The organism is Saprospiraceae bacterium (assembly GCA_016713025.1).
Classification (GTDB): domain Bacteria; phylum Bacteroidota; class Bacteroidia; order Chitinophagales; family Saprospiraceae; genus OLB9.
The window spans coordinates 3,316,828-3,339,649 of record JADJPZ010000004.1 but is presented as its reverse complement, the minus strand read 5'-3'; the positions used below and the strand labels follow the sequence as shown (position 1 = coordinate 3,339,649).

The following is a 22,822-nucleotide window of genomic DNA, read 5'->3' as shown; positions in this document are numbered from 1 at the left end:
AAATTGGTTTGTTTTTTGACATTCAATTATAAACAAACAAAAAAACCTGTTTAAACTTTGACTGCATGAGGATTTGGTTTTTAGCAATAGTTTTAACTTTATTAGGAGTACAATCCATTGCTCAAAAAAACGATGTAATAAGAGTTGTTTTACCCTGGCAAGATAAGCAGGTAGAAAGCCCTTTTGTTAATGGTCAAATTTTTACCGCTCAAACTAAAAATGGAAACAGCACTCTGTTTCATGGCAGTGTACCTTTTTATGCAACATCATTGGACAGGTACAGTTTAAGTGACCTGAAAACCGAAATAGTCAATGATGCAAATACCATAACTGATGAAATTTTGGGCGATGATTTTGTATTGAAAGCAGAAATTTCTGAAGTCAGAGGACAGTATTCATTGCACTACACTGTCCATCCACGTAGAAAGTTACCGGATGGCAGGGTTGAACGGCTTTTATCTTTCCAGTTACTTACTGAAGTTTCTGCAATCAAAAATTCAGGAGCACGCGGCCCTGAAAATACATTTACATCCATACTTTCCTCAGGGGATATTTTTAAACTGAGTGTGGACAAGACTGGGGTGTATAAGATAGACAAAAGTTTTCTCGAGTCTAAGTTTGGAATAAATGTATCCGGTATAAATCCTAAAAAGATCAGAATCTTTGGTGGGGATAGTGGCAGATTACCGGAACATAATAGTATCCCCAGGGTAGACGATTTAAAAGAATTGGCAATTTTTGTTGCCGGCGAAAGTGACAATAGATTCGACAATAGTGATTACATCCTTTTTTATGCACAAGGAGCGGATAAATGGGGATTTGACCCCAAATCAGATACCTATACGTACGATAAAAACATCTATGACGACAAAAACTACTATTATCTGAAAGTTGATGCTCAGGACGGATTAAGAATAAGAAAGAGTACCATACCATCAAGTCCTGCAGAATCTGAATACCCATATTATGATATGCTGCAGAGGCTTGAAGACGATAAAATTAATTTATTGGGAAGTGCTACCGGTGCAGAAGGAACGGGCAAAGAGTGGTATGGCGATGAGCTTTCAGGTAGTTCCAGAGAAAAAAACTATACTTCCCGTTTTGATTTTACATCTTTTGTGCAGGAAATCCCTGTATCAATAGAAATGATCTTCGCCGGCAGAAGTGAAAATACAACATCTGTTTCACTTACTTTTGAAAAAAGGTTTTTACTAAAAATATTCAAGGCGTATCTACAGGTGATCTTGAGGGCGTCTATGCCAGAAAAACCAGTATCAAAGAGGAAACTGTAATCTCTGAACCCAACCCTCAGATAAAGCTGAATTATATGCAGACAAGCAGCGATTCAAAAGGATGGATTGATTACTTGCAGATAGTCAATGGCAGAGAATTGGTGTTCAATAATACACAGTTGTCTTTTCGAAATAAGCGGACAAAACAATTCGGAACAGTATCACTCACACCTAAGGCAATCATAAGTCAGATCGTATGGGATGTCACTGATCCGTTTTCACCGGAAGAAATGGCTCTGACATCGGGCAAATTACTATTTAACACTGGTGGATTGGTCAGAGAATTTGTGGCCCATAACAACCTAAACGGAGCATTCGAACCTATAGGTCTGGGCAAAATTCTTAATCAGAATCTTCATGCTATGAAAGATGAAGATATGGTCATCGTCACCCATCCAAAATTTTTACCTGAAGCACAGCGGCTTGCTGAACATCGAAAAAAGCATTCAGGATTGAAAGTGATGACAGTGACTACAGATCAGGTGTACAATGAGTTTAGTGGTGGCAAGACAGATCCGGCAGCCATAAGAGATATGGCCAGAATGCTGTTGAACAGAAATCCTTCGTTCAGATATCTCTTGCTATTCGGTGACGGAAGTTATGATTACAAAGGTCTTGTCAAAGAGATTCCTGCAGAAAACTTTGTACCCGCATATGAAACAGATGAATCACTTGATCCGATAGATGGATTTCCTTCTGATGATTTTTATGGATTGCTGGGCAATGATGAAGGTTTTGATCTGAGAGGAGGACTGGATATCTACGTTGGCAGACTTCCTGCAAAAACGGCAGAAGAAGCTGCGGCACTGGTCAATAAAATCATTCACTATGAGACATCATCGGCTTCATTTGGAGATTGGAAACTCAATGCAGGGTATGTCGCAGATGACGAGGATGGAAATACACATCTTAGAGACATGGATGAGATTGCCAATGATGATGAAAACCGGCATAAACTCATCCATCAGCAAAAAGTATATGCCGATGCATTTAGGCAGGTACCCACAGCAGGAGAAAACAGATATCCTGATGCCAACAAAAAAATAAATGACAACATCTTCAAAGGGCAACTTTCTGTGACATATCTGGGCCATGGTGGGCCATTGGGTTGGGCACAAGAAAGAATTCTTACAGTCCCTGACTTACAATCTATGGCCAATATCGACAAACTTGCGGTCATGGTCACAGCGACATGTTCATTTGCAGCTTACGACGATCCATCGATAGTAACTCCTGCAGAGTATGCGATATTAAATCCTAAGGGTGGAGCCATAGGCCTACTCAGTACTACCCGGGCAGTTTATACCAACTCAAATAAGATACTGACTGACGGAGTACATCAACTGATGTTTTCAAAGATAAATAATCAGGCACCAAGCTTGGGTTATGTCCTTGCTGAAGGAAAAAACAAATCTCAGGGCGATTTTTTCAGAATCAATTCCAGAAAGTTTACCTTGCTGGGTGATCCTGCATTGAAAGTGGCACTGCCTGAAAAAGAGATAATTACAACCCGTATAAACAGTAAAGACGCTATCGGTATGCCTGATACCTTAAGTGCTCTTGAAAAAGTGGCACTGGAAGGGGTTATCAAAAACGGGAAAGGAGAAATAGATGACAGTTTTAATGGCACATTGTTTGTAACCGTATATGATAAGAAGTCGACTCTACAGACCTTATCCAATGATAGCGGATCTCCCAAATTTTCATTCAAAGCATATACCAATATTTTGTTCAAAGGTACAGCTACAGTAAAATCAGGAAAGTGGATCATATCTTTTTGGATGCCCAAGAATATAAATTATACTTTTGGAAATGCAAGGGTTACATACTATGCTCATGACGGAAAATCAGATGCAGCAGGTATCTTTACAAATGTGATAGTAGGCGGCGCCAACAGTGCCTTTGTTGCTGACGATCAGAGCCCACAGATGGATGCATTTATAAACGATGAAAGCTTTGTGTCAGGTGGAATAACCAATGAAAACCCCGTACTCATCCTCAATCTTAAAGATGATTTTGGCATCAATGTCACCGGCAATGCAGTAGGTCAGGATATCACCGCAGTACTTGACGGCAACAATCAGAATATATTTGTTTTGAATGAGTTTTATGAGTCGACAAAAGATGATTTTTCAAAAGGGCAGGTAAAATTTCCGCTCAATAAATTGTCAAAAGGCAATCACTTTATTGTGGCAAAAGCGTGGGATGTCTCAGGTAACTCAACAGAAAAAAGAATAGACTTTGTGGTGACCGATGTGAATGACAATGCACTTAAAAATGTGTATAATTATCCCAATCCATTTAGTACCTTGACTCATTTTCAGTTTGAGCACAATATGACCAATACGGATTTGGATATCATTGTCGATATTTATACAATTTCAGGAAAATTGATAAAAAGTATAGTACAGACAAAATATTCTTCAGGATTTAGAGTTAATGATATAGGATGGAATGGGCGAGATGATTTTGACGGGTCTCTGGCACGTGGAGTATATCTGTATAAGATCAGAATACATTCTAAAGAATTGAAGATAACAAAAGAGAGCGGATTTGAAAAACTTGTAAAGCTTTAAGATCTTAGCATCTCGTCTGATTTCAATTGAATTAAAACAATCTGTCAATTCTTAGAAAAACATGAAAAAGGAGAACATAAACCATTTTACTTAAAAGAAATAAGGTTGCAAAATTTTGTTCTTTTTTAATACCATTTTTTCCCAAACCAGTTATTATTGATTTTAAAATATTATTTTTTGAATTTATTTTATTGTAATTGTTAATTTTGCGAAGTTTTTTTAGAAAAGAGAATATGTTAATTAGAATAAAACAACTTTTACCAACGGTTATTTTGCTTTTTACTATACCCATGTTTGGACAAGTCTTCGATCCCGCAAAGGGTGGTGTCATTGACAATAATGGTGAGTGCATCTCCAATACCTTATTGACAGCAGTGCCTTTCCTGCGGATCACCCCTGATGCCAGGTCAGGTGCAATGGGTGATGCTGGGGTAGCATTGTCACCCAATGCAAATTCATTGCATTTTAATGCTTCCAATCTGGTATTTTCGGAAGAACAATCAGGTTTTGCATTTACGTATACTCCGTGGCTACGCAATCTAAATCTGGATGACATTTTCCTATTGTATGTTTCAGGTTTTTACAAATTGGATGAAAATCAAGCAATAGGGGGAGGAATCAGGTTCTTTTCACTGGGAGATATTGATTTTACATCTGCACAGGGAGCATCTCTTGGTACCGGACGTCCGCGTGAAGGTGAGTTTACACTTGCCTATGCCAGGAAACTTGGTGATAAATTGTCAGCATCGTTATCAGGAAAATACGTTTTTTCAAATCTGGCATCAGGACTAAACGTCAATGGAGTAGACATCAATACTGCTGCTTCATTTGCTGCGGATTTTGGTCTGAATTACAGAACAAAAACAAAATTAGGTGGCTATAAGGGAGAGTGGTCTTACGGGTTAGCTATTACCAATATTGGTTCAAAGTTAAGTTATACAAGGGACAATTCAGTCAAAGACTTTATACCTGCCAATTTAGGTTTAGGTAGTTCATTAAAGTTGGAATTTGATGATTATAATTCGTTGACTTTTGCACTTGACTTCAACAAATTGTTGGTGCCAACACCCATTGCAAAAAAAATTGCAGGTTCTGATGGAGTGCCAATCGATAATCCTAACTGGGATAAAACAGGTGAAAAGGGAATTGCTGATTACAGAGAAAAAGCTCTTTTTGCCGGAATGTTAGGATCTTTTTCAGATGCTCAGGGTGGACTCAGGGAAGAAATGAGAGAAGTTTCGATATCATTTGGTGCAGAATACTGGTATGACAAACAGTTTGCATTCAGAGGTGGCTACTATTGGGAAAGTGCTGAAAAAGGCAATAGGCGTTTTTTTACAGTAGGCGCAGGTATCAAGTATAATGTCTTTGGTATAGATTTATCCTATCTGGTTCCCACTTCCAATTTGCCCAATCCTTTAGACAATACTCTCAGATTTTCACTACTATTTGACTTTTCTGTATTTACTGCTGATTAATTTATTTCAAATCCACAGGAAGTTACATCTCAAAAATATTGATTTTATAACCAGAATTGTAACCGACTCCACTTCGGATGCGTATATTTGTTATAATGTCAAATAACGTAGACGAAAGGAATATTATTTTTCAGCTTCAGAATGGAGATCGAAGAGCTATCAGTGATTTCATTGATACTTATGGAAAATTTATGTACAACGTAACTTACAGGATTCTTGGTCAGGTTCCGGATGCTGAAGAAGCCACCCAGGATGCAGTCCTAAAGGTATTAAAAAATCTACTTTCTTTTGATCAACATTCTTCTCTCAAAGCATGGTGTTATACTATTGCGTACCGTACTGCGATTGACTATAAGAGAAAGGTAAAAAACCATCAGGATATTACTAAAGTAGATCACCTCATCTCGCAATATAATACGGAAGAAACTTCAGAAATCTCGGACGCAAAATTTCAAATCAACGCCATGATGAAAATTCTTGATGATGAGTCAAAAGCCATTGTCACTATGTATTACCTTGAAGAAAAAAATGTTAAGGAAATAACCGAATTTACAGGCTTAAGTGTGAGTAATGTCAAAATAAAACTCCATAGAGCAAGAAAGCTAATGGCTGAGACTTTTAAAGATATATATATAATCAAAAATGAATGATAATGGAAGACCTTTTATGGAAATATATCGATAACGAATGTACGTCGGAAGAAATCGAAAAAATCAAAGTTCTTTTAGAGACGGATGCCGCATTCAAAGAGCAGTATAAAGAATATGTGCATCTTGATGTAATTCTAAGTAAAAATGTACCTATAGATATATCAAATGAGTTTCGGAATAAACTTGAAGTATCTGTGGCTAAGGCAGTTGTAATAAAACAAGTTTCGCTTTATAATCTGCTGAATATCCAATGGGTGGCCATCGCTTTGTTCTGTTTATTGGGAGCCGTCATTTATTATTTTGCAGATATGGAGTCTATGGAGCAATCACAGTTATTGTCTCAGTTTTATTCACACTTTGGAAATGACACAATCAATTTATTTAATACTGTTGCTATTTCAGTAGTACTACTGATCATATTGGACTGGGGATTAAAACATCTATCAAAACTCAGATCAGCAATGATTTTATAAAAAATAAAGGGGCAATAACCCCTTTATTTTCATTTTTCTTTATTCTGAATGTACTAATAAAAATTCATTTAGTCCCTTCGGAATTTAAATCAATGTCGTTTAGTTTTAGTTAAGACATCTTTATGAAGTCTTTCCCTTGTAAGGTAAAGATAGGGTAAAAACAAAGAAAAATTTCTTAACTAAACGAAATTGATATATAAATACACTCTAATTCTGTTTTAATCTTTCGAGTATGCCTCCATTGTCGATGACAACTTCTGCTGTCTTATACCCTCTGTTCAAGGCACTGATTTGAGCTTTTTTTGCTTCTTCGATATTATTAAATCCGGCAAGAATAAATATTGTCCAACCTCCTTTTGTCCATTGCTCTATGCGACCCAAGTCTTTAACTTTATTGATATCAAACCAGATTGGGTCCTCATAGGAAGCCAATCTCACTTTATATTTACTTGGAGATTTATATGATTTTTCTACTTCCGGATTTTTGGTGTTAAAATTGCCTTTATCTGTAAAACTGGATTCATCTGTACCTGTGAGTACCAGCTCCATTTGTGCAGTGTTGAGCAACTCAAAAGATATGAATGCATCTTTATATCCATTTTGTTTTACTTTCACTAAAACATCTTCGGCTTCCTTCCTTTCAGAAAAATATCCTAACCGCACTTTCAGAATTTTATTGTTTGCCATTTTGTATATATTTCCATATTTTAGCAGCGATTTGAATTTGCTAAAATCAGGTTTCTGAGACGAAACGGAGGCTAATTGGATAAAAAAGACTTCTGTATTTGGTATTGTTTCCTGCAAAGCTACTCTGTATGCTCCTGTGAAACTTACTTCAGTTGCAGCGGCATTTGAACCTATTTTATTTACATCAAATTCAGGAAGTGAAAAGGCTTTTTTAGGATCTTCCTGTGTTACACTTTTATTTTCATTTGATGGAGACTGTGTTTGTACTGCAAGTTCTTCGAGACTTACTGCCGGCGGAGGGGTAGTGGTAGCCATTTGTTCGACCTTCTTTTCAGGAGTCAGTTTGAAAGCCTTATATATGTCATACTTTCCTTTTCCTCCCAGTCTGTTAGATGTGATAAAAAATTCTTCAAGACTATTGAATGCAGGGAAAAATTCATCTGCTGATGAATTTATGCCGAAACCTTTGTTTTCAGGATTACTCCATACTCCATCGAGAACCTGACTGACGAATATGTCAAAGCCACCCAAGCCCTTATGATAATCAGATGAGAAATATAATCCACCGTCCTTCAGACAAGGTGTCACTTCATTTCCAGGACTATTGATATTGCTACCTAAGTTTTCAGGCATTGTCCATTCATTGTTTTTATAGTAAGAAACATACAAATCATATCCTCCAAAGCCACCTGAACGATCAGAAGAAAAGTACAAAGCTGTCCCTTCATAAGCCATAAATGCTGAATTTATAGTTGACCCTACTTCATTGTGCGTGAAAGGCTTATATGATTCTATCTCACCGTTATTATTGACATTAGCAATGAGTAATCTTGATACTTTAGGATGGAGTATAAAATTGTTTTCGTCTACGGACTTTGCTTCAATGATAGCACATTTTTTGCCGTCTTCTGAAAAACTTACCGGACCTACGTGATTGATTTTTGAATCAGGACCTTTTATAAAAAGTAGTCTGTTTTTGGTGCTGTTATAAATAAAGGTTTTCTGACCTGATGCGTCACCTTGCAATTCTTTTTCTTTTTCGGTCATGAGTATGTCCTCCCTGAATGAAGTAAATACAGGCATTTTTTTATAAAATGTCAATCCATAATCTGAAGCACTACTGCTGACAGGTAGTGATATTAATTCATAGTCAGCTGGTTTACTCACTGCATTCAAAGCAAAATCACATCCTTGAGTGTAAAATGTACCCTCTGCATAGTTGAATTTTTTTAATTCATTAAATCTGGATATGGCTTCTTTGTAGTAACCCATTTTTTTAAGAACCAGCCCATGCTGTAAAATAATTTCGGGTTGTACAGCTTGGTTTTCTGTGATTATCTTTTTGTACCATATATCTGCATTTGACAGATCACCACTTTTTGCAAGTGACGCGGCAAGCAGATTCATGGTTTCAAAGTCATTCTTGTGCTTTTTGAGGTACTGCAAATATTGTTGTGCCGCTTTGTCATACTCGTGGTTTTGAATATGAAGATCTGCTTTTTTTAGCAATTTTTGTGCATTGGAGTAGGATATACCAGCAACAAACAGCAAGCAAAAAAGTAATATTATTTTCTTGTCCATTATTTCCGAAGTTTACAATTGAGACCAAATTAAATGACAAATATAAGGTTTTAATTTAATATGTAATGCATTTACATTAAATAATTTTGTAATTTGTATCTATTTTAGTGTCTTTTAGTAAAATATAGCACAAATATTCATTTATCTTCAATTTTGACTTTATAATTTACTTATTGAACATTTTGTACAATTAATTATTTTGATGTACTATATCTTAATAAAAAACGTTACTTTTGAATAGTAAATTACATTCATGACCTTATTGAGGACGTATTTTGTTATTACCATGACTTTGATATCTTCAATGATATTGAGTGCTCAGTTGCACAATGAAGTTCCAGGCGAATATATCATCAGAGTACAGCATGAAAGCAGTATCATTCGATTGAGAAGCGCTATAACAGATTCAAGGTCATCTGGAAATGGTCAAATTCTTACATATCATCAGGTGATGAAGGCACCTTTTCATCTTTGGCTTGTAAAATATAATGGTTCCGGTCAGCAGGAGGAAAGCTATATAAAATTTTTGAAAGATAATCCGGAAGTTGTTTCTGTACAAAAAAACAGATACCTGACACACAGAGTCATTCCTAATGATCCTGAATATAGTAAACAGTGGCAGTATAGGAATGATGGCTCATCAGGTGGTGTTGCGGGAGCTGACATGGATATGGAACGTGCATGGGATATAACTACAGGGGGTAGTTCAGCATTTGGAGATACTATCGTTATATGTGTTATAGACGATGGGGTCAATGGTATGCATCCTGACATAGTAGAAAACATTTGGATAAATCATCACGAAATACCTGCAAACGGTAAAGATGACGACGGTAATGGCTACATAGATGATTATAAAGGATGGAACATCGTCTCAAAGAATGATAATGTCTGGACAGGAGCATCACATGGAACTCCGGTGGCAGGTATAATAGGTGCAAGCGGCAATAATGGGAAAGGTGTCTCCGGTATAAACTGGCGTGTTAAGCTGATGCCGGTAAACTATGGAGTTGCCACAGAAGCCAGTGCTTTATCATCATATGAGTACGCATTTGTTCAAAGAAAATTGTATAACACATCAGGAGGTAAAAAAGGAGCTTATATTGTTGCTACCAACGCTTCGTGGGGAGTAGATAATTTGCAAGCTGAAGATGCTCCTCTATGGTGTGCCCTATTTGATTCACTGGGCGGTATAGGGATACTCAACTGTGGTGCCACCACCAATTCGAGTACTGATGTGGATACCAATGGGGATATGCCTACAACCTGTACAAGCGAATACCTGATATCTGTTACAAATCTCACACGGGCAGATTTAAAAATAAATAGTGCGGGATATGGCAGAAAGTCTGTTGACCTGGGTGCTTATGGGCATCAAGTGTATACCGTGACCCGAAATGATTATGGTACTTTCGGAGGTACCTCAGCTGCAACACCTCACGCTACAGGAGTGATAGGATTGATCTATGCCACACAGTGTAATGTCTTTCAGAATCTCGCAAAGTCAGATCCTGCGAAAGCTGCATTGGTCGCCAAAGATATGATCCTGCACGGTGTATTACTCAATGAAAGTATGAAGGGTATATCGACCACAAACGGTAAACTCAATGCTTACCGGGCACTGAAAAATACTATTTCATTGTGTGAAAACTGTTCTCCGCCAGCTGGGATCATCATCCAACCGAGTGAGCTCTCATTTGCGGTAAGCTGGGTCAATGATCAAGGCACCGCTAAAGTAAACTTGAGATACAGAGAAGTTGGAGTCAATAATTGGATTGAAATCAGTAACATCAAAAACGGACACATGATCGGTGGACTCAAAACATGTACCGAATATGAAGTTCAAACAGGCAGTAATTGCGGCTTGCTACCTGGCCCATTCAGCTACTCAAAATATATAAACACCACAGGGTGTTGTAGTATGCCGGTGATAAAGCCTATAGAATCTTCAATAAATTCTATCACACTCAATTGGTCAGGAGAAGATGCAACCTTTAAAGTTTCTTACAAAGGTCCTGCTGATAAGTGGATAGATACCCTGCTCCAGGATAAATCATTTTTATTAAAAAAAGTACCCGAGTGTACAGCTTATACATTTGTAATAAAGGCATTCTGCAAAAAATATAATAACGAGTCCCCACCCACAACAGAATTTATTGCCAGTACCAGTTGCGGCAGTTGTTCCGATAATCCTTACTGTCCTATCAGCAGAAAAGATGCCAGCCAGGAGTGGATAGAGTCATTCACCATCAATAAAATAACCAATAAATCAGGGACTTCTAAAGAAGGGTACAGAGATTTCTCTGGCATCAGTAATATCATCCTTGATGCAGGCAAGACATATGATTTTTTTATCAAACCAGGATATTCAGGCTCCTCGTTTTCCGACTATTTTAAAATCTATATTGATCTTGATCAAAATGGTAAATGGACACTTGACGAGTTGATTTTTAAAACTGAATCTGTAAAGGATTCTGTGAAGGGTCAAATCAAAATTCCATTAAAAGCTACACAGGGGTTGACAAAATTAAGAGTCATCATGTCTTATGAAAGGTTTGATGGGGCTTGTGATCACCTTGATTTTGAGTACGGGGAAGTTGAAGATTACTGTGTTTTTCTCAATAACAACAATCTGTGCTCCAACAGAGCTGATATCGATGTACTCAGTGTTGATAAAAACAAGGCAATCATACTCAATAACTACTTTTTGCAGGGGGTGCGTGATTCTATAAAGGTACACTACAAAGTAAAAGGCAGCACTGATTGGAAGGTAGCCTCAGGAAAGGACACGCTTGTACTTAATAATCTTGAAGAATGTAAACTCTACGAATATAGATACCAGATCAATTGTGATTCATTAAATTCTGAATTTTCGATTATTGACACTTTCAGAACTTCCTGCAAGATCAATACAATTGAAGATATCCCGACCTTATTTTCAATAAATCCGAACCCTGCTCATGATATTTTGAATGTGACTTCTTCATTACATCATGATAACTTAAGCTACAACATTTCCAGCATCACCGGTCAAATCATTGTAACAGAGCAACATCTCAAAGACCAGAACATTCCTTTGGGCCATTTATGTGCCGGAGCCTATATTTTGACTATATCTACACATACAGGTATTCGATATCGAATCAAGTTTGTCAAGATTTGAGAGAGTATGATTAAATTTTTATGCAATGTCGTTTAGATAAGGTTATATTATGAAGTCCTTCCCTTCAAAGGGAAGGATTTAGGATGGGTAAAAACAACTAAAAATACTTTATCTAAACGACATTAAATTTTTATGTTGAAGTGAAAGTCAAGATATTTAATTTTGGCCAAGATGACTTGCGATTCATTTCACATCGTCATTTACATCGATGGCAAACCATCACATCTAAATGGCAGGTGGGATAAAAGCGAGATTATCGGTCAATTCCTTTAAATTACCCACCCCAACCTTCCCTCCCTATTGATCGTCGCAGTTTGCAACTGCGATGCCATACATTATGAATTTATAATTCTTAGCCCTACAAAAAGCCATATGACAGATAAATTTGTGCGGCTTTTTTACACTCTAAATCAGGCAATCGAATTGCAAATTCTTTAATAATTGGATCGCAGTTACAAACTGCGACCATCAGTTTTGTGTAAAATACTTTACTCAATAAGTCTGTTGTTCAAAGTCTCTGACTTTTGATTTTTTTAATCTACCGGTCTCATGACCAGGAGTACATTGTCCACAACAGGTCCAGGACCGTAAGATAGGTTCCGTTAAAGTCAGGTGAGACTTTGACAAACGAAGTTACTTTAAATTTACCCACCACATAGATCGTTGCAGTTTGCAACTGCGATGCCATACATTATGTAATTTATAATTCTTAGCCCTACAAAAAGCCGTATGACAGATATTGATGTGAAAAAATACAAAACAAAAAAAGCCCCGAAGTTTTTATTTCGGGGCTTTTTAATCTTATCAGAATACGCTATAAAATTCTAATTATCCTTTAGTACGCTCACGTTTTTTGGCAGAATAATTGATTTTTAATTGTCCTGCTTTCCTTAAGGCTGTTTTGACATCTCCGACCAAACCCATAGTCACATCATTATCTATTTTTAATGATGATATGATACTGGTATGCTGGCCTTCCGGAACAGAAGTCTTAAAGTTAGCGAGAAACAAAGGAATATCATCCACTGTAGAGAATTTGTCTCCTAGTTGGATTCTAGGTTTGGATCCTGCCGCCTTTTTCCATTTATCAGTAGGTCTGCCTATAAAAACAAAATTGACTAGTGATTTTTTTTCGAGCTTGGTCAATTCTGAAGCCATAGGAGTGACCACCTTTACCATCAATTCTGTATCTCTCATCTTGGTTACCACCATGAAGAAAAACAAGAGCATGAAAACGATATCAGGTAAGGACGCTGTGGATATCCCGGGAGTAACATTACCTTGCTTTTTTTTGAATTTTGACATAAATATCGTATTTAAATTTTCAAAAAATTATTTTTCTTCTCCAAACTTGGTAGGTTCAGCTTCAGAAATAACCAAAGGAATTGCATCTTTGATTTCTTTTTGCTGCGAACCTTTGAGTTCTTCCAGATTTTTACCAAATTTTGCCATTGCTGCCTCTTCCCAAAGTTCATTATAAGCTGCTTTTAACTCATTGTACACTTCGAGATAGGTTTTGTACTTCGTGCCTCTGTCATTTTTGATCGAAATGATTGCCTTAGTTGGATCATCAGACATATCGGACCTCTTATCAGGGTTTAGGATGAAAATTTTTGCATTATGCTTCAATTGTTCAATTTTCATCAACTCACCTCTTACGAGCAACTGATTTTGGGCGTTGACCATAACAGAATAAATATTCCTGGTATTCAGCCTGACATCAGGTGGTGGTTCTTCAGAGTAAGGAGGCAATTTTACTAAAACCCCCTTATCCTCTGCTATTGTTGTCGTCACGAGAAAGAAAATCAAGAGTAGGAAAGCGATGTCAGCCATCGATCCTGCATTGATTTCATTACTCATCCGGTTTTTCTTTGACATTTTATTAATTTTTTAAGAATTAATTATTTAAAAAAGCTCTTTACTTCAAAGAACAATATCAGCAAGAAAGATACAAATGTTAATGCTATCAATGTATATAGTCCTGCAGATATAAATTTGCTAAGTCCTTCAGTGATATAGAATGGATCTTGACTCCAATATGCATCAAATCTACCACCACTATCGTGGGCCGAGGTAAAGTAAAAACCTAAAAATGCTACTACAATAGCTGCAAAACCAAGGATAGATTTCGACCCTGTTTTGAAATTCTTAAAAATATCCCAAAGGATACCAAATATTGTCAAAGCTATCGCAATTACTCCCAAAATGATTACTGTATAAAGCCCTACGTTAAAAATATTGACATTTGATTTATCAGGCATATCTGTAAGTGTGCTAAGGTCATATCCTCCTGATGTGGATCCTAAGTAAACACTCACTCCAAACAAAATAAACATCAATGCACTAAAACCTACGGCAATTCCATCTCCGTTTTTTAATAAAATATTATATAATTTAGTCATGATTTCATGTTTAATTTATTATTACAAAAATTATATTGTCTTGTTACGTAACATAGTCTCTATAAGTGCAATGGATGATTCTTCCATTTTTGTAGTTATGCCATCTATTTTAGAAACAATATAGTTATAAAAAATCTGAAGTATGATGGCAACAATAAGACCAAACACTGTGGTCAAAAGGGCTACCTTGATACCACCCGCAACTACTGTAGGAGAGATATCACCCGCAGCCTGAATTTTGTCAAATGCCTGAATCATACCGATAACTGTTCCGAGGAACCCTAACATCGGAGCAAGTGCAATGAATAGAGAAATCCAAATTAGACCTTTCTCCAGAAGTGACATTTGTACGGATCCATAAGAAACAATTGCTTTCTCTACTCCTTCAGGTCCTGATGCTGCGTTTCTGAGACCTTCATATATGACACTTGCAGCCGGACCTGGTGTCGCTTTAGCTACATCTTTCGCTCCTTCTAAGTCTCCACTAGCAAGTTTATCATCGATCTTTCTCATCAATGTATCGGTATTGGCAGAAGCAATGTTGAGTGTAATGATTCTTTCAATACAGAATGCCAAACCAAAAATCATACACAATAATACCGGAGTCATCCAAACCCAGTCACCTTCAATAAACTTTTCTTTCAATACCTGAAAAGCACCTGGAGCTTCTGTCGCTTCTGCGATAGCAGTACCAGCTTCCTCTACTGTCTCTGTTACAGCTGCTGCTGCACTATCTACAGCTCCGGCAGCTGCATCTGTAAGGGCTGCAGCAGTAGAGTCAGCTGCCTGAGCCACCATGTCAAATGCACCGATATAGGATGCAATCATAAATACTCCGATTAAAATTAAAATTTTTCGCATGATTTGTTAATTTACGTTTAAGAATAATAAGATTAATAAATAAAGGTTAAAAGTAAAAAATATTTAAATTAGTTAATAATTACAAGTTATTTTTTTTGCGGAGAGTGAGGGATTCGAACCCTCGATACCCTTTTGAGGTATACACACTTTCCAGGCGTGCTCCTTCAACCACTCGGACAACTCTCCAACACCGCAAATTTTGTAATAAATCCCAACTTATCAAAAGGTTTTTTTTTATACTTATTTTCGTAATGCACAATTTGCAGATAATCAATCTAATAGGTGTCATTTTTTATTAAATAAAATTTTTTGGACCTTTAGGAGAATTGCAGTTTAAATGTGTAAGTTCAGAAATTTGTCTTTAAACTACATTTCCTATCATCAGATATACCTTATTTTAGTGAAGGATTATTTATTGGATGTGAGTAGGTTTAAATTTTCATTTTCTCCTATAATAAGTGTCTAACCATCTTCAAATTACGATATCTTGACCTTGTTGATTTCACTAAAAAAATAATTCTTTAGCATTTTGGGTCGTGATCAATCCGACTTCTTCTATGGTGGTGTTTTTTACTTCAGCGAGCTTGGTAGCGATCTGTAATATATATGCAGGTTCATTCCGTTTTCCTCTGTAAGGTATCGGACTGAGATAAGGTGCATCTGTTTCGAGTACTAAGCTGGACAAGGGCATGTGTGCCATTACTTTGTCCAAACCTGCATTTTTATAAGTCACCACACCTCCTATACCCAATAAAAATCCTGCATCTATAATTTTATGTGCTTGCATTTCATCACCATTGAAACAATGGAATATACCACGAAGAGAACCATCTTGCATTTCTTGTACAATTGAAATGGTGATATCAAGTGCATCTCTGGAATGTATTACAAAAGGAAGATTGACTTCTTTTGCCAATGCAATTTGCCTTTTGAATGCATCCACCTGTTCTAGGTGAAATGTTTTGTCCCAGTAGAGGTCAATGCCTATTTCGCCAACAGCATAAAATGTATGCTGACCATATTGTTTCCAAAGATTTTCAATTACCTTTTTATAATCATCATAGACATGGCACGGATGCAACCCAAGCATTGAATGGCAAAAAGAATGACTTTTAGCCACATCGATCATCAGAGGCATAGATGCTTCATCAATGTTGGGCATTAAAATGTGTGATACTCCATTTGATTGTGCATTTACCAAGATTGTGTCCAGGTCTTTTTCAAATTCTTTTAAATAAATATGAGCATGAGTATCTATAAACATTACTTTTGTGGTTTCAGTTGTTTAGAAAATTATGGCAAAGAAACAAAAATATTATGTGGTTTGGGAAGGATTTACTCCCGGTATTTATATGACATGGGATGAATGCAAGACTCAGATCACAGGACATCCATCAGCTAAATATAAAGCATTTGAGAATAGGGCAGAGGCTGAATTTGCACAAAAGAGAAATTATTTTGAGTTTGTCAATAAAGCAGCCTTACCAAAAAAGGAGTCCGGAATGAAACAAAGCAGGTCTGCTATCATCGCCGATAGTATTTCTGTGGACGCAGCTTGTAGTGGCAATCCGGGCTTGATGGAGTACAGAGGTGTAGAAACACAATCAGGAAAGCAGCTTTTCCATCAGGGACCATTCAAAAATGGTACAAATAATATAGGTGAGTTTTTGGGGCTGGTCCATGGACTGGCCATGCTGAAAAAACTTAAGAACGATCATACTACCATTTATTCAGACTCCCTTATTGCCATAAAATGGGTCAAAATTAAAAAAGCAAAAACAAAACTTGAAGTAACAGATGACAATAAAATATTATTTGAACTCATCGAAAGGGCAGAAAATTGGCTAAAAGAGAATACGTATTCAAATCCGATCATCAAGTGGGATACAGTATCATGGGGAGAGATACCCGCTGATTTTGGGCGGAAGTGAAAAATTACATTCTGACAAATTTGATCTTATAATCTGCCGTTGCTTTTCCTGCTTTGATATCATTCAGTTTGCGCTGGATTAATTTTTTTTTCAGAGGTTTTAACTTTTCGACAAAGAGGATGCCTTCGATATGATCATATTCATGCTGAATAACACGTGCATTGATGCCCTCATATATTTCGTCATGTTTTTCAAAGTTTTCATCCAGATATTGTATCCTGACTTTTTGTTGTCTTTCTACATCACCACGTATATTAGGAATACTAAGGCAACCTTCTTCATATGCCCACATTTCGCCGGTTTCTTCTATGATCTTTGCATTGATAAATACTTTTTTTATGCCTTCAGCTATTTTTTCTTCTTCCATGATCTGAATAGTGTCAATGACAAAAAGTCTGATAGATACTCCTACCTGAGGAGCAGCAATACCCACTCCATGAGCAGTGTACATGGTTTCCCACATATTGTCTATCAGCTGTTTTAGCTCATCAAAATCACTATTGATGTCAATTGCTTTTTTCTTTAAGACCGGCTGGCCAAATGCAAAAACAGGTAAAATCATAAATCGTTATATGTGTTTTAAATATCTTTGAAGGATGATTACCGCACTGATCTTATCTACCAATGCTTTATCCTGTCTCTTTTTTTTGTTGGCACCGCTGTCCAGAATTATTTGCTTCGCATGGACTGAAGAAAACTGCTCATCTGCAAAATCAATCTTAATGTTAGGCCATTTTTGTGAAAACTCTACGACAAATTTGTCAATATCAACTTTTAAATAGGTAAAGTTGCCATCTCGATGTACAGGAAGACCTATCACTAGTTTTTCGACAATTTCAGATTTCAAATATTTTTCAAAAAAAAAATAAATATCTTTTGTCTCTACAGTATCAAGTCCTGTGATTATGATCTGCAAAGGATCGGTTGTAGCCAATCCACATCTTTTGAGCCCATAATCCAGACATACTATTCGCGCCATTGTAACGGCAAAGGTATAAAAAAGAACATAGTTTTTGTCAGCATTTTCAGAATATTGATGTGGGTGTAAAAAAAAAGACCCCCTTCAGATTGCTCTGAAGAGGGGTCCCATCCCAAAAACAGTAAAACTTATTTCAAAAAACTCATTTATTCCAGAACTACCATTTTTTTAGTAGCATTAAACTCTCCGGCTTTTAGTGTGTAATACAATATACCGGTATGTAACTCAGATTTATTGATTTCAAAGGAATTGTAACCTTTTGCTCCCTGTATTTGTACAGATTTAATTACTTTTCCGGAGACATCATAAACTGTCATTGTAGCAGGCATTTCTCTCGGAAGATCAAATCCTATGATTGTTGCTTCTTTGAATGGATTAGGTGTATTTTGCTTCAAATCATAACCACTGACGGATTTACCACGAGAGTCAACGCTAAATGTTAGATTCATCACTTTGTTTTCAACATTATACGCTTCTGCCATAGTAACTTCTGAATTTACTTTCAAAACGTCAGCCAATTTCCCATCATTTCTTGCTATGAAGGTAATATTAAACAAAGTTTGGTTTTCTTTAAGATTTGTCATCTTAGTGTCGTTCCAACTTATGGTAAGAATACCGTCTGCAGTTTTTGAAAATCCTATATGGCTATCATTGATATTGATACCTGCCGGATCTATAGATGAGACTGCCAATACATCTGCATCAAATGATAAAGTAAATTGCATTCCTGATATTGCTTCAGCTTTAGTGACTATAACAGGTACTGTTACTTCTTTTCCTGATTCAATTTTTTGGTCATCTGTATGTAATGCAAGCGTTTTTGAAGTTCTCGTTTCAACATTGTTATCCAAATTACTGGTTTTCGCGTTTCCGTTTACGTCACCGGTTTTGACAGCTACAAAGTCTGTAATCATGTTGGAATTAAGGTTGTTGATAGAATAGATTTCAGGGAAGGCCTCTCCTTGCGCAGATGTCGGATCGGCAAATCGGTGGGCCTTATCGACAAATCTCCAGGATTTGTTATTTACAAATGAATTTGTGGTACCAAGGATCAATTTTCTTAATTCCGTCAAGTCAGCAGCTGTTATCTTTCCATCTTTATTGATGTCAGATGCAATAAGCTTGTAAGGAGAATTAAGTTTTTCCAAGCCAAGTATATGTCTTTGAATCAAAACAAGGTCCAAAGTTGAAATGCCATTCATCGGGTCATCATTCTTTTCCGGAGAAATCAGGTATTTTCCACCTGTCGGCATATTGCTGAAACTGAACTTACCATCCACTCCGGTATTTTTATGAAGCTCTGAACCGACAAGGTCTATTCTGACATCCTGAACCTTTTGATCGAATTCATTTGCCAAAGTTCCACTTACATCAACTCTGGTCGGTGACTGAGAGCAAATTTTTTGGTGTTCCATTATCCTGAATGTCGACAAATGTTTCAACAACAGTTTGTACTATCTGTCCAGATGGTGAAACCGCCGCCACATACACATTAATTTTGTTTTCGCCACGATTAGCACATGTAAATGTTTCGTTCATATCAAGGACAGGCTCTCCGTTAGGCATAAGTTGTGTTACCGGTGCAAAAGAATAATAGATTTTATATCCCGGACATGGATGAGTTGACTTTCCATCAGGGTCAAAGTCTTTTGCCCAAATTTCTACCATACCCTGCCCATTACCTAAATTCATAAGTGTTGCAGCCAGGCCTTTAAGTACTATAGCAGAAGGTGTTTTTCTATTGATAATCTCGAAAATTTGTTCTCTTGCAGTTAGGTTTCCGCATTTGTCTTCAAATGTGAAAATAACTTTGTGTCGACCTACCGGATATGAGAATGTAGTACTGATAGTATTGGTATCGTTTACTCCCACTACAGGGTTGAGATTGATAGTCCTGTTGATGCTGCCATCTGCCAGTGAGTCAATCTGGATGAATGTTCTAAGTGTCCTTGTACATACATCTTTGGCTTTTGCAGTAAGCGTGACTTGTCCTGATGCACACTGTCCATCAAATGTATCGAATATACGGGATGCAGGAATTGCAGCTATCACCGGAGCATTTCTATCTATCACCTTGATTTCCTGGGTATAAGTCCAGTAATTTGTATTAAGTACTTTTGACGCTGGGTACAAATCCCCATCAGGTCTTCTGTTAGGAGCAAATTTGCACCAGTCTATGACTGACCACGTTCTGAGTATCTTAAGACACGCCTGACCTGTACTATTGTTGAAAGCATACTCTTCATCTTTATAATCAGCCCCAACTAATGAACATACTCCATCATTGAGTTTGGGAGATCCTAAATTTGCAGGTAAGAACTCTGGTGATACAACACCACCAACTGAGAGATTGCCACAACTCTGAATCATAGTATCACGTGGCCAGTCACTTAAGGTTGGTCCAGTATAAATTTTAGTTGCATCTGGAAGGAAGGTGATAGTTTGAGTGCAAGAATCTTTTCTTAACCCTAAATCAGTTATAACAAACTTACGCGTTATAGTGCCTATTCTGCAACCAGTCAGAATAGGAGTTGCGGTTTCAATTGGTTCTGCAAGCGGCGTGCAATTGTCTTTGACAACAGGACTTCCAAAGTCTTTGGAAAGATTATTGATATCATAAGCAAAATCACAAAATACCGTTCTGTCACCAGGACAAGTGATGGAAGGACCTATTTTATCCTGAACTTCTACACCAACCATACAGTCATTAAAGTTTCCTGATGCATCTATAGCACGGAGGATGACCATCTGCTTTGGAGTTGAATTCACATCAGTACAGCAAAACTTAACATGTGAACTGAAAGCGTTACAAGGGTTTTGGATTTCAACCACATATCTGAGTGTATCAGTAGGCAGAGCATTTACTAAAGTATATGTGCCTATTGAGGAGTCTTTTTGGACACCATTAATAAAATATTTTATATTAGGTGCCAAAGTTTGTACAAAACTTCTTACTGTGTCCCTTTCTTTTGTTGCATTATAATTTACCAAAGACCCTCCTAATGCAGTAGCCATTTTTGCGGCTATCTTTGGTGTGGCTGCATGCTGTGCCAGATAGTACCAACTTTGAGATGCACCTGCACCTCTTTTACCTAAGTATGCAAAACCAGGGAATTCAGGAGTTGGACAAGGGGTCGTACATGCTGTGTTGGTCATACGCCTTACTACCAATGTCTTGAGTTGGCATTCGTCATAACTACCATCATCTACTACGGATGCCGGCACCCATGCTTCTCCATTTGAGTTTAAACCTATAGTAGGTATATCATCGCAAATGGCTACAGGTGCAGTGTTGTCTTCAACTATGATATCCAATGTATCTTTTGCATTATTACCACATCTGTCATATACTATATATATGGCCTTATGAATACCCACTGGGAGTGTAACTCGTCTTGAACCTGATGTATCTACGAAAGCTACAGGATTGCCATAATCACTATTTCCATAAACAGTTACAGTGGATACTGTCCTTGTAGAGCAGTTGTCTGTAGCGGTAGCTTGTGCGAAAGTATACTCTGCGCTGCAATTGTGATTTGATGTAGAAATATTGACATCCGGTGCTGGAGTAACTACGGGAGCCTTATTGTCAGTGATTTCAATCAATTGTACATGATCAGGTCTTGTTCTGTTCTGGCAGGACCATTCTATCACTTTCCATGTACGCATTATTTTTGTAACACATCCTATTCTAATAGGTGGTGAGTCAGAATACGATACCATAAGACCACAAATGGCATTAGTGTTGTTGAGTAGATCCAAAGATCCAAGCCTAGGCACACCAGTTCCAGGATTTGCTGTAGTTCCTACAGGATTCGGATTGCCATTGGCAAGTTTGGGATAATCACCATCACACTGGAGAGCAGAAGAATCAACACCTACAGTAGGGGTTTTTAAGTAATTTGCCGGCATTGATATACCTGTCACAAGATTTGCAATAGTTTTTACATGAAACCTTATGGTACATGGAGCAGAACGATTGCCTGCAGCATCTTCAGCGATATATGTGCGAGTGATTGTTCTTAATGTATCTGATGTAGGGGTACACGGCGCATTAATAATATCAGCTCCTACCTGTACAGCTTTGGCCCCTGCACAGTTGTCACTTACTGTAGGTGACCAGGTTGGCATTGCAGCACAACTTATAGTCATATCTGAAGGGCACATAATAGTTGGAGCCAGAGCGTCTTTCACTTCTGCTATGAGCGTCCAACAAGAATTAGTTCCCGCGGCATTAGTATACTTGGCATAAAGAGTTTTACCGATATGACTACAATCTACCGTGTCCCTTCTTGAAATAATACCGCCTGTGGCGCTTGTCATAATCACAACCGTACCTGCAGCTGCGTCGCTACAAGAATTGGGAGATGCAAGTACTTCAAGTGGTGTTACCTTTGCCCACCCTTGGCTGTTAAGGCTAATATGAATAGGACTTCCGCATTTGCAATCTGCAATAGTTTGCGAAAAGGAATCATTAATAGCACTAAAAGTCAATACCATCAGCATAAGCCACCTGAAAGCTTGAATACTTTTCGTAAATTTTGTTTTCATCATGAGATCCATTTTGAGTTTAAAAAAAAATTAAATAAATGTTTACAGAACATACACCCGGAGAATTCCTGGTGTATGAATATTTGTTTATAAAAAATTAGCCTTGTATTAGAGATGACTTATCATATAAATAGATTCATCAAAATCTCCCGGATTTAAGGGAAAATCATTACTGTAGGGAAAATAATAACTAGTAGA

General features: G+C 37.2%; 18 protein-coding genes and 1 tRNA gene. 7 read left to right on the top strand and 12 right to left on the bottom strand.

The features are described from left to right. The first annotated feature begins 65 nt into the window (after window positions 1-65). The 5 genes from IPK35_20590 (at window position 66) to IPK35_20570 (ending at window position 6,469) form a co-directional block, all read left to right on the top strand. On the top strand, window positions 66-1,292 hold the full coding sequence (locus IPK35_20590) for a hypothetical protein (GenBank protein MBK8055598.1): 1,227 nt from the start codon (window positions 66-68) through the stop codon (window positions 1,290-1,292). Then, a complete protein-coding gene (gene porU / locus IPK35_20585) occupies window positions 1,220-3,868 on the top strand; it encodes a type IX secretion system sortase PorU (protein ID MBK8055597.1) in 2,649 nt (882 codons plus the stop codon). The genes IPK35_20590 and porU overlap by 73 nt, the downstream gene beginning before the upstream one ends. A gap of 233 nt (window positions 3,869-4,101) precedes the next feature. Continuing rightward, a complete protein-coding gene (porV, locus tag IPK35_20580) occupies window positions 4,102-5,346 on the top strand; it encodes a type IX secretion system outer membrane channel protein PorV (protein ID MBK8055596.1) in 1,245 nt (414 codons plus the stop codon). Between the two features lie 95 nt (window positions 5,347-5,441). Next, window positions 5,442-5,996, top strand: a complete 555-nt coding sequence (locus IPK35_20575) for an RNA polymerase sigma factor (GenBank protein MBK8055595.1) — start codon at window positions 5,442-5,444, stop codon at window positions 5,994-5,996. Between the two features lie 2 nt (window positions 5,997-5,998). Continuing rightward, window positions 5,999-6,469 (top strand): hypothetical protein, encoded by a 471-nt coding sequence (locus IPK35_20570; protein MBK8055594.1) that lies wholly within the window; start codon window positions 5,999-6,001, stop codon window positions 6,467-6,469. Between the two features lie 207 nt (window positions 6,470-6,676). Here the strand turns inward: IPK35_20570 and IPK35_20565 are convergent, their stop codons facing one another. Next, window positions 6,677-8,737, bottom strand: coding sequence for a hypothetical protein (locus tag IPK35_20565; GenBank protein MBK8055593.1), 2,061 nt, complete (start codon window positions 8,735-8,737; stop codon window positions 6,677-6,679). A 253-nt stretch (window positions 8,738-8,990) separates the two neighbouring features. Between IPK35_20565 and IPK35_20560 the strand changes: the two genes are divergently transcribed. Then, window positions 8,991-11,900 (top strand): S8 family peptidase, encoded by a 2,910-nt coding sequence (locus IPK35_20560; GenBank protein MBK8055592.1) that lies wholly within the window; start codon window positions 8,991-8,993, stop codon window positions 11,898-11,900. A 547-nt stretch (window positions 11,901-12,447) separates the two neighbouring features. Here the strand turns inward: IPK35_20560 and IPK35_20555 are convergent. From IPK35_20555 to IPK35_20525, 7 genes are all read right to left on the bottom strand, one after another. After that, window positions 12,448-12,588: a hypothetical protein gene (locus tag IPK35_20555; GenBank protein MBK8055591.1), complete on the bottom strand. Its 141-nt coding sequence runs from the start codon at window positions 12,586-12,588 to the stop codon at window positions 12,448-12,450. A 140-nt stretch (window positions 12,589-12,728) separates the two neighbouring features. After that, window positions 12,729-13,205, bottom strand: coding sequence for a biopolymer transporter ExbD (locus IPK35_20550; GenBank protein MBK8055590.1), 477 nt, complete (start codon window positions 13,203-13,205; stop codon window positions 12,729-12,731). A gap of 27 nt (window positions 13,206-13,232) precedes the next feature. Continuing rightward, complete coding sequence (locus tag IPK35_20545; protein MBK8055589.1) at window positions 13,233-13,778, bottom strand: biopolymer transporter ExbD; 546 nt, start codon at window positions 13,776-13,778, stop codon at window positions 13,233-13,235. A gap of 23 nt (window positions 13,779-13,801) precedes the next feature. Then, the gene (locus tag IPK35_20540) at window positions 13,802-14,302 is read right to left on the bottom strand and encodes a hypothetical protein (GenBank protein ID MBK8055588.1); all 501 of its coding nucleotides are present in this window, start codon (window positions 14,300-14,302) and stop codon (window positions 13,802-13,804) included. Between the two features lie 30 nt (window positions 14,303-14,332). Continuing rightward, on the bottom strand, window positions 14,333-15,163 hold the full coding sequence (locus tag IPK35_20535) for a MotA/TolQ/ExbB proton channel family protein (protein MBK8055587.1): 831 nt from the start codon (window positions 15,161-15,163) through the stop codon (window positions 14,333-14,335). 98 nt (window positions 15,164-15,261) lie between these two features. Further along, window positions 15,262-15,349: transfer RNA gene (locus IPK35_20530), tRNA-Ser, on the bottom strand. Window positions 15,350-15,668: 319 nt separating this feature from the next. Then, the gene (locus IPK35_20525; protein ID MBK8055586.1) at window positions 15,669-16,427 is read right to left on the bottom strand and encodes a TatD family hydrolase; all 759 of its coding nucleotides are present in this window, start codon (window positions 16,425-16,427) and stop codon (window positions 15,669-15,671) included. A 31-nt stretch (window positions 16,428-16,458) separates the two neighbouring features. Between IPK35_20525 and IPK35_20520 the strand changes: the two genes are divergently transcribed. Next, window positions 16,459-17,094, top strand: a complete 636-nt coding sequence (locus tag IPK35_20520) for a ribonuclease H family protein (protein MBK8055585.1) — start codon at window positions 16,459-16,461, stop codon at window positions 17,092-17,094. Window positions 17,095-17,098: 4 nt separating this feature from the next. On the opposite strand, the gene IPK35_20515 is transcribed toward IPK35_20520, so the two are convergent. The 4 genes from IPK35_20515 to IPK35_20500 form a co-directional block, all read right to left on the bottom strand. Next, window positions 17,099-17,656: a peptide deformylase gene (locus IPK35_20515; GenBank protein MBK8055584.1), complete on the bottom strand. Its 558-nt coding sequence runs from the start codon at window positions 17,654-17,656 to the stop codon at window positions 17,099-17,101. Window positions 17,657-17,662: 6 nt separating this feature from the next. After that, complete coding sequence (gene ruvX / locus IPK35_20510) at window positions 17,663-18,073, bottom strand: Holliday junction resolvase RuvX (GenBank protein ID MBK8055583.1); 411 nt, start codon at window positions 18,071-18,073, stop codon at window positions 17,663-17,665. Between the two features lie 146 nt (window positions 18,074-18,219). Continuing rightward, the gene (locus tag IPK35_20505; protein MBK8055582.1) at window positions 18,220-19,488 is read right to left on the bottom strand and encodes a T9SS type A sorting domain-containing protein; all 1,269 of its coding nucleotides are present in this window, start codon (window positions 19,486-19,488) and stop codon (window positions 18,220-18,222) included. Beyond that, window positions 19,445-22,627, bottom strand: coding sequence for a hypothetical protein (locus IPK35_20500; protein MBK8055581.1), 3,183 nt, complete (start codon window positions 22,625-22,627; stop codon window positions 19,445-19,447). Before IPK35_20500 ends, IPK35_20505 begins: the two co-directional genes overlap by 44 nt. Window positions 22,628-22,822: the final 195 nt, after the last annotated feature.

Excerpts from the sequence above, each read along its gene's own strand:
- IPK35_20590 (MBK8055598.1), top strand. The coding sequence starts at position 66 with ATGAGGATTTGGTTTTTAGCAATAGTTTTAACTTTATTAGGAGTACAA.
- porV (MBK8055596.1), top strand. The coding sequence starts at position 4,102 with ATGTTAATTAGAATAAAACAACTTTTACCAACGGTTATTTTGCTTTTT.
- IPK35_20575 (MBK8055595.1), top strand. The coding sequence starts at position 5,442 with ATGTCAAATAACGTAGACGAAAGGAATATTATTTTTCAGCTTCAGAAT.
- IPK35_20570 (MBK8055594.1), top strand. The coding sequence starts at position 5,999 with ATGGAAGACCTTTTATGGAAATATATCGATAACGAATGTACGTCGGAA.
- IPK35_20565 (MBK8055593.1), bottom strand. The coding sequence starts at position 8,737 with ATGGACAAGAAAATAATATTACTTTTTTGCTTGCTGTTTGTTGCTGGT.
- IPK35_20560 (MBK8055592.1), top strand. The coding sequence starts at position 8,991 with ATGACCTTATTGAGGACGTATTTTGTTATTACCATGACTTTGATATCT.
- IPK35_20555 (MBK8055591.1), bottom strand. The coding sequence starts at position 12,588 with ATGGCATCGCAGTTGCAAACTGCAACGATCTATGTGGTGGGTAAATTT.
- IPK35_20550 (MBK8055590.1), bottom strand. The coding sequence starts at position 13,205 with ATGTCAAAATTCAAAAAAAAGCAAGGTAATGTTACTCCCGGGATATCC.
- IPK35_20545 (MBK8055589.1), bottom strand. The coding sequence starts at position 13,778 with ATGTCAAAGAAAAACCGGATGAGTAATGAAATCAATGCAGGATCGATG.
- IPK35_20540 (MBK8055588.1), bottom strand. The coding sequence starts at position 14,302 with ATGACTAAATTATATAATATTTTATTAAAAAACGGAGATGGAATTGCC.
- IPK35_20535 (MBK8055587.1), bottom strand. The coding sequence starts at position 15,163 with ATGCGAAAAATTTTAATTTTAATCGGAGTATTTATGATTGCATCCTAT.
- IPK35_20525 (MBK8055586.1), bottom strand. The coding sequence starts at position 16,427 with ATGTTTATAGATACTCATGCTCATATTTATTTAAAAGAATTTGAAAAA.
- IPK35_20520 (MBK8055585.1), top strand. The coding sequence starts at position 16,459 with ATGGCAAAGAAACAAAAATATTATGTGGTTTGGGAAGGATTTACTCCC.
- IPK35_20515 (MBK8055584.1), bottom strand. The coding sequence starts at position 17,656 with ATGATTTTACCTGTTTTTGCATTTGGCCAGCCGGTCTTAAAGAAAAAA.
- ruvX (MBK8055583.1), bottom strand. The coding sequence starts at position 18,073 with ATGGCGCGAATAGTATGTCTGGATTATGGGCTCAAAAGATGTGGATTG.
- IPK35_20505 (MBK8055582.1), bottom strand. The coding sequence starts at position 19,488 with ATGGAACACCAAAAAATTTGCTCTCAGTCACCGACCAGAGTTGATGTA.
- IPK35_20500 (MBK8055581.1), bottom strand. The coding sequence starts at position 22,627 with ATGATGAAAACAAAATTTACGAAAAGTATTCAAGCTTTCAGGTGGCTT.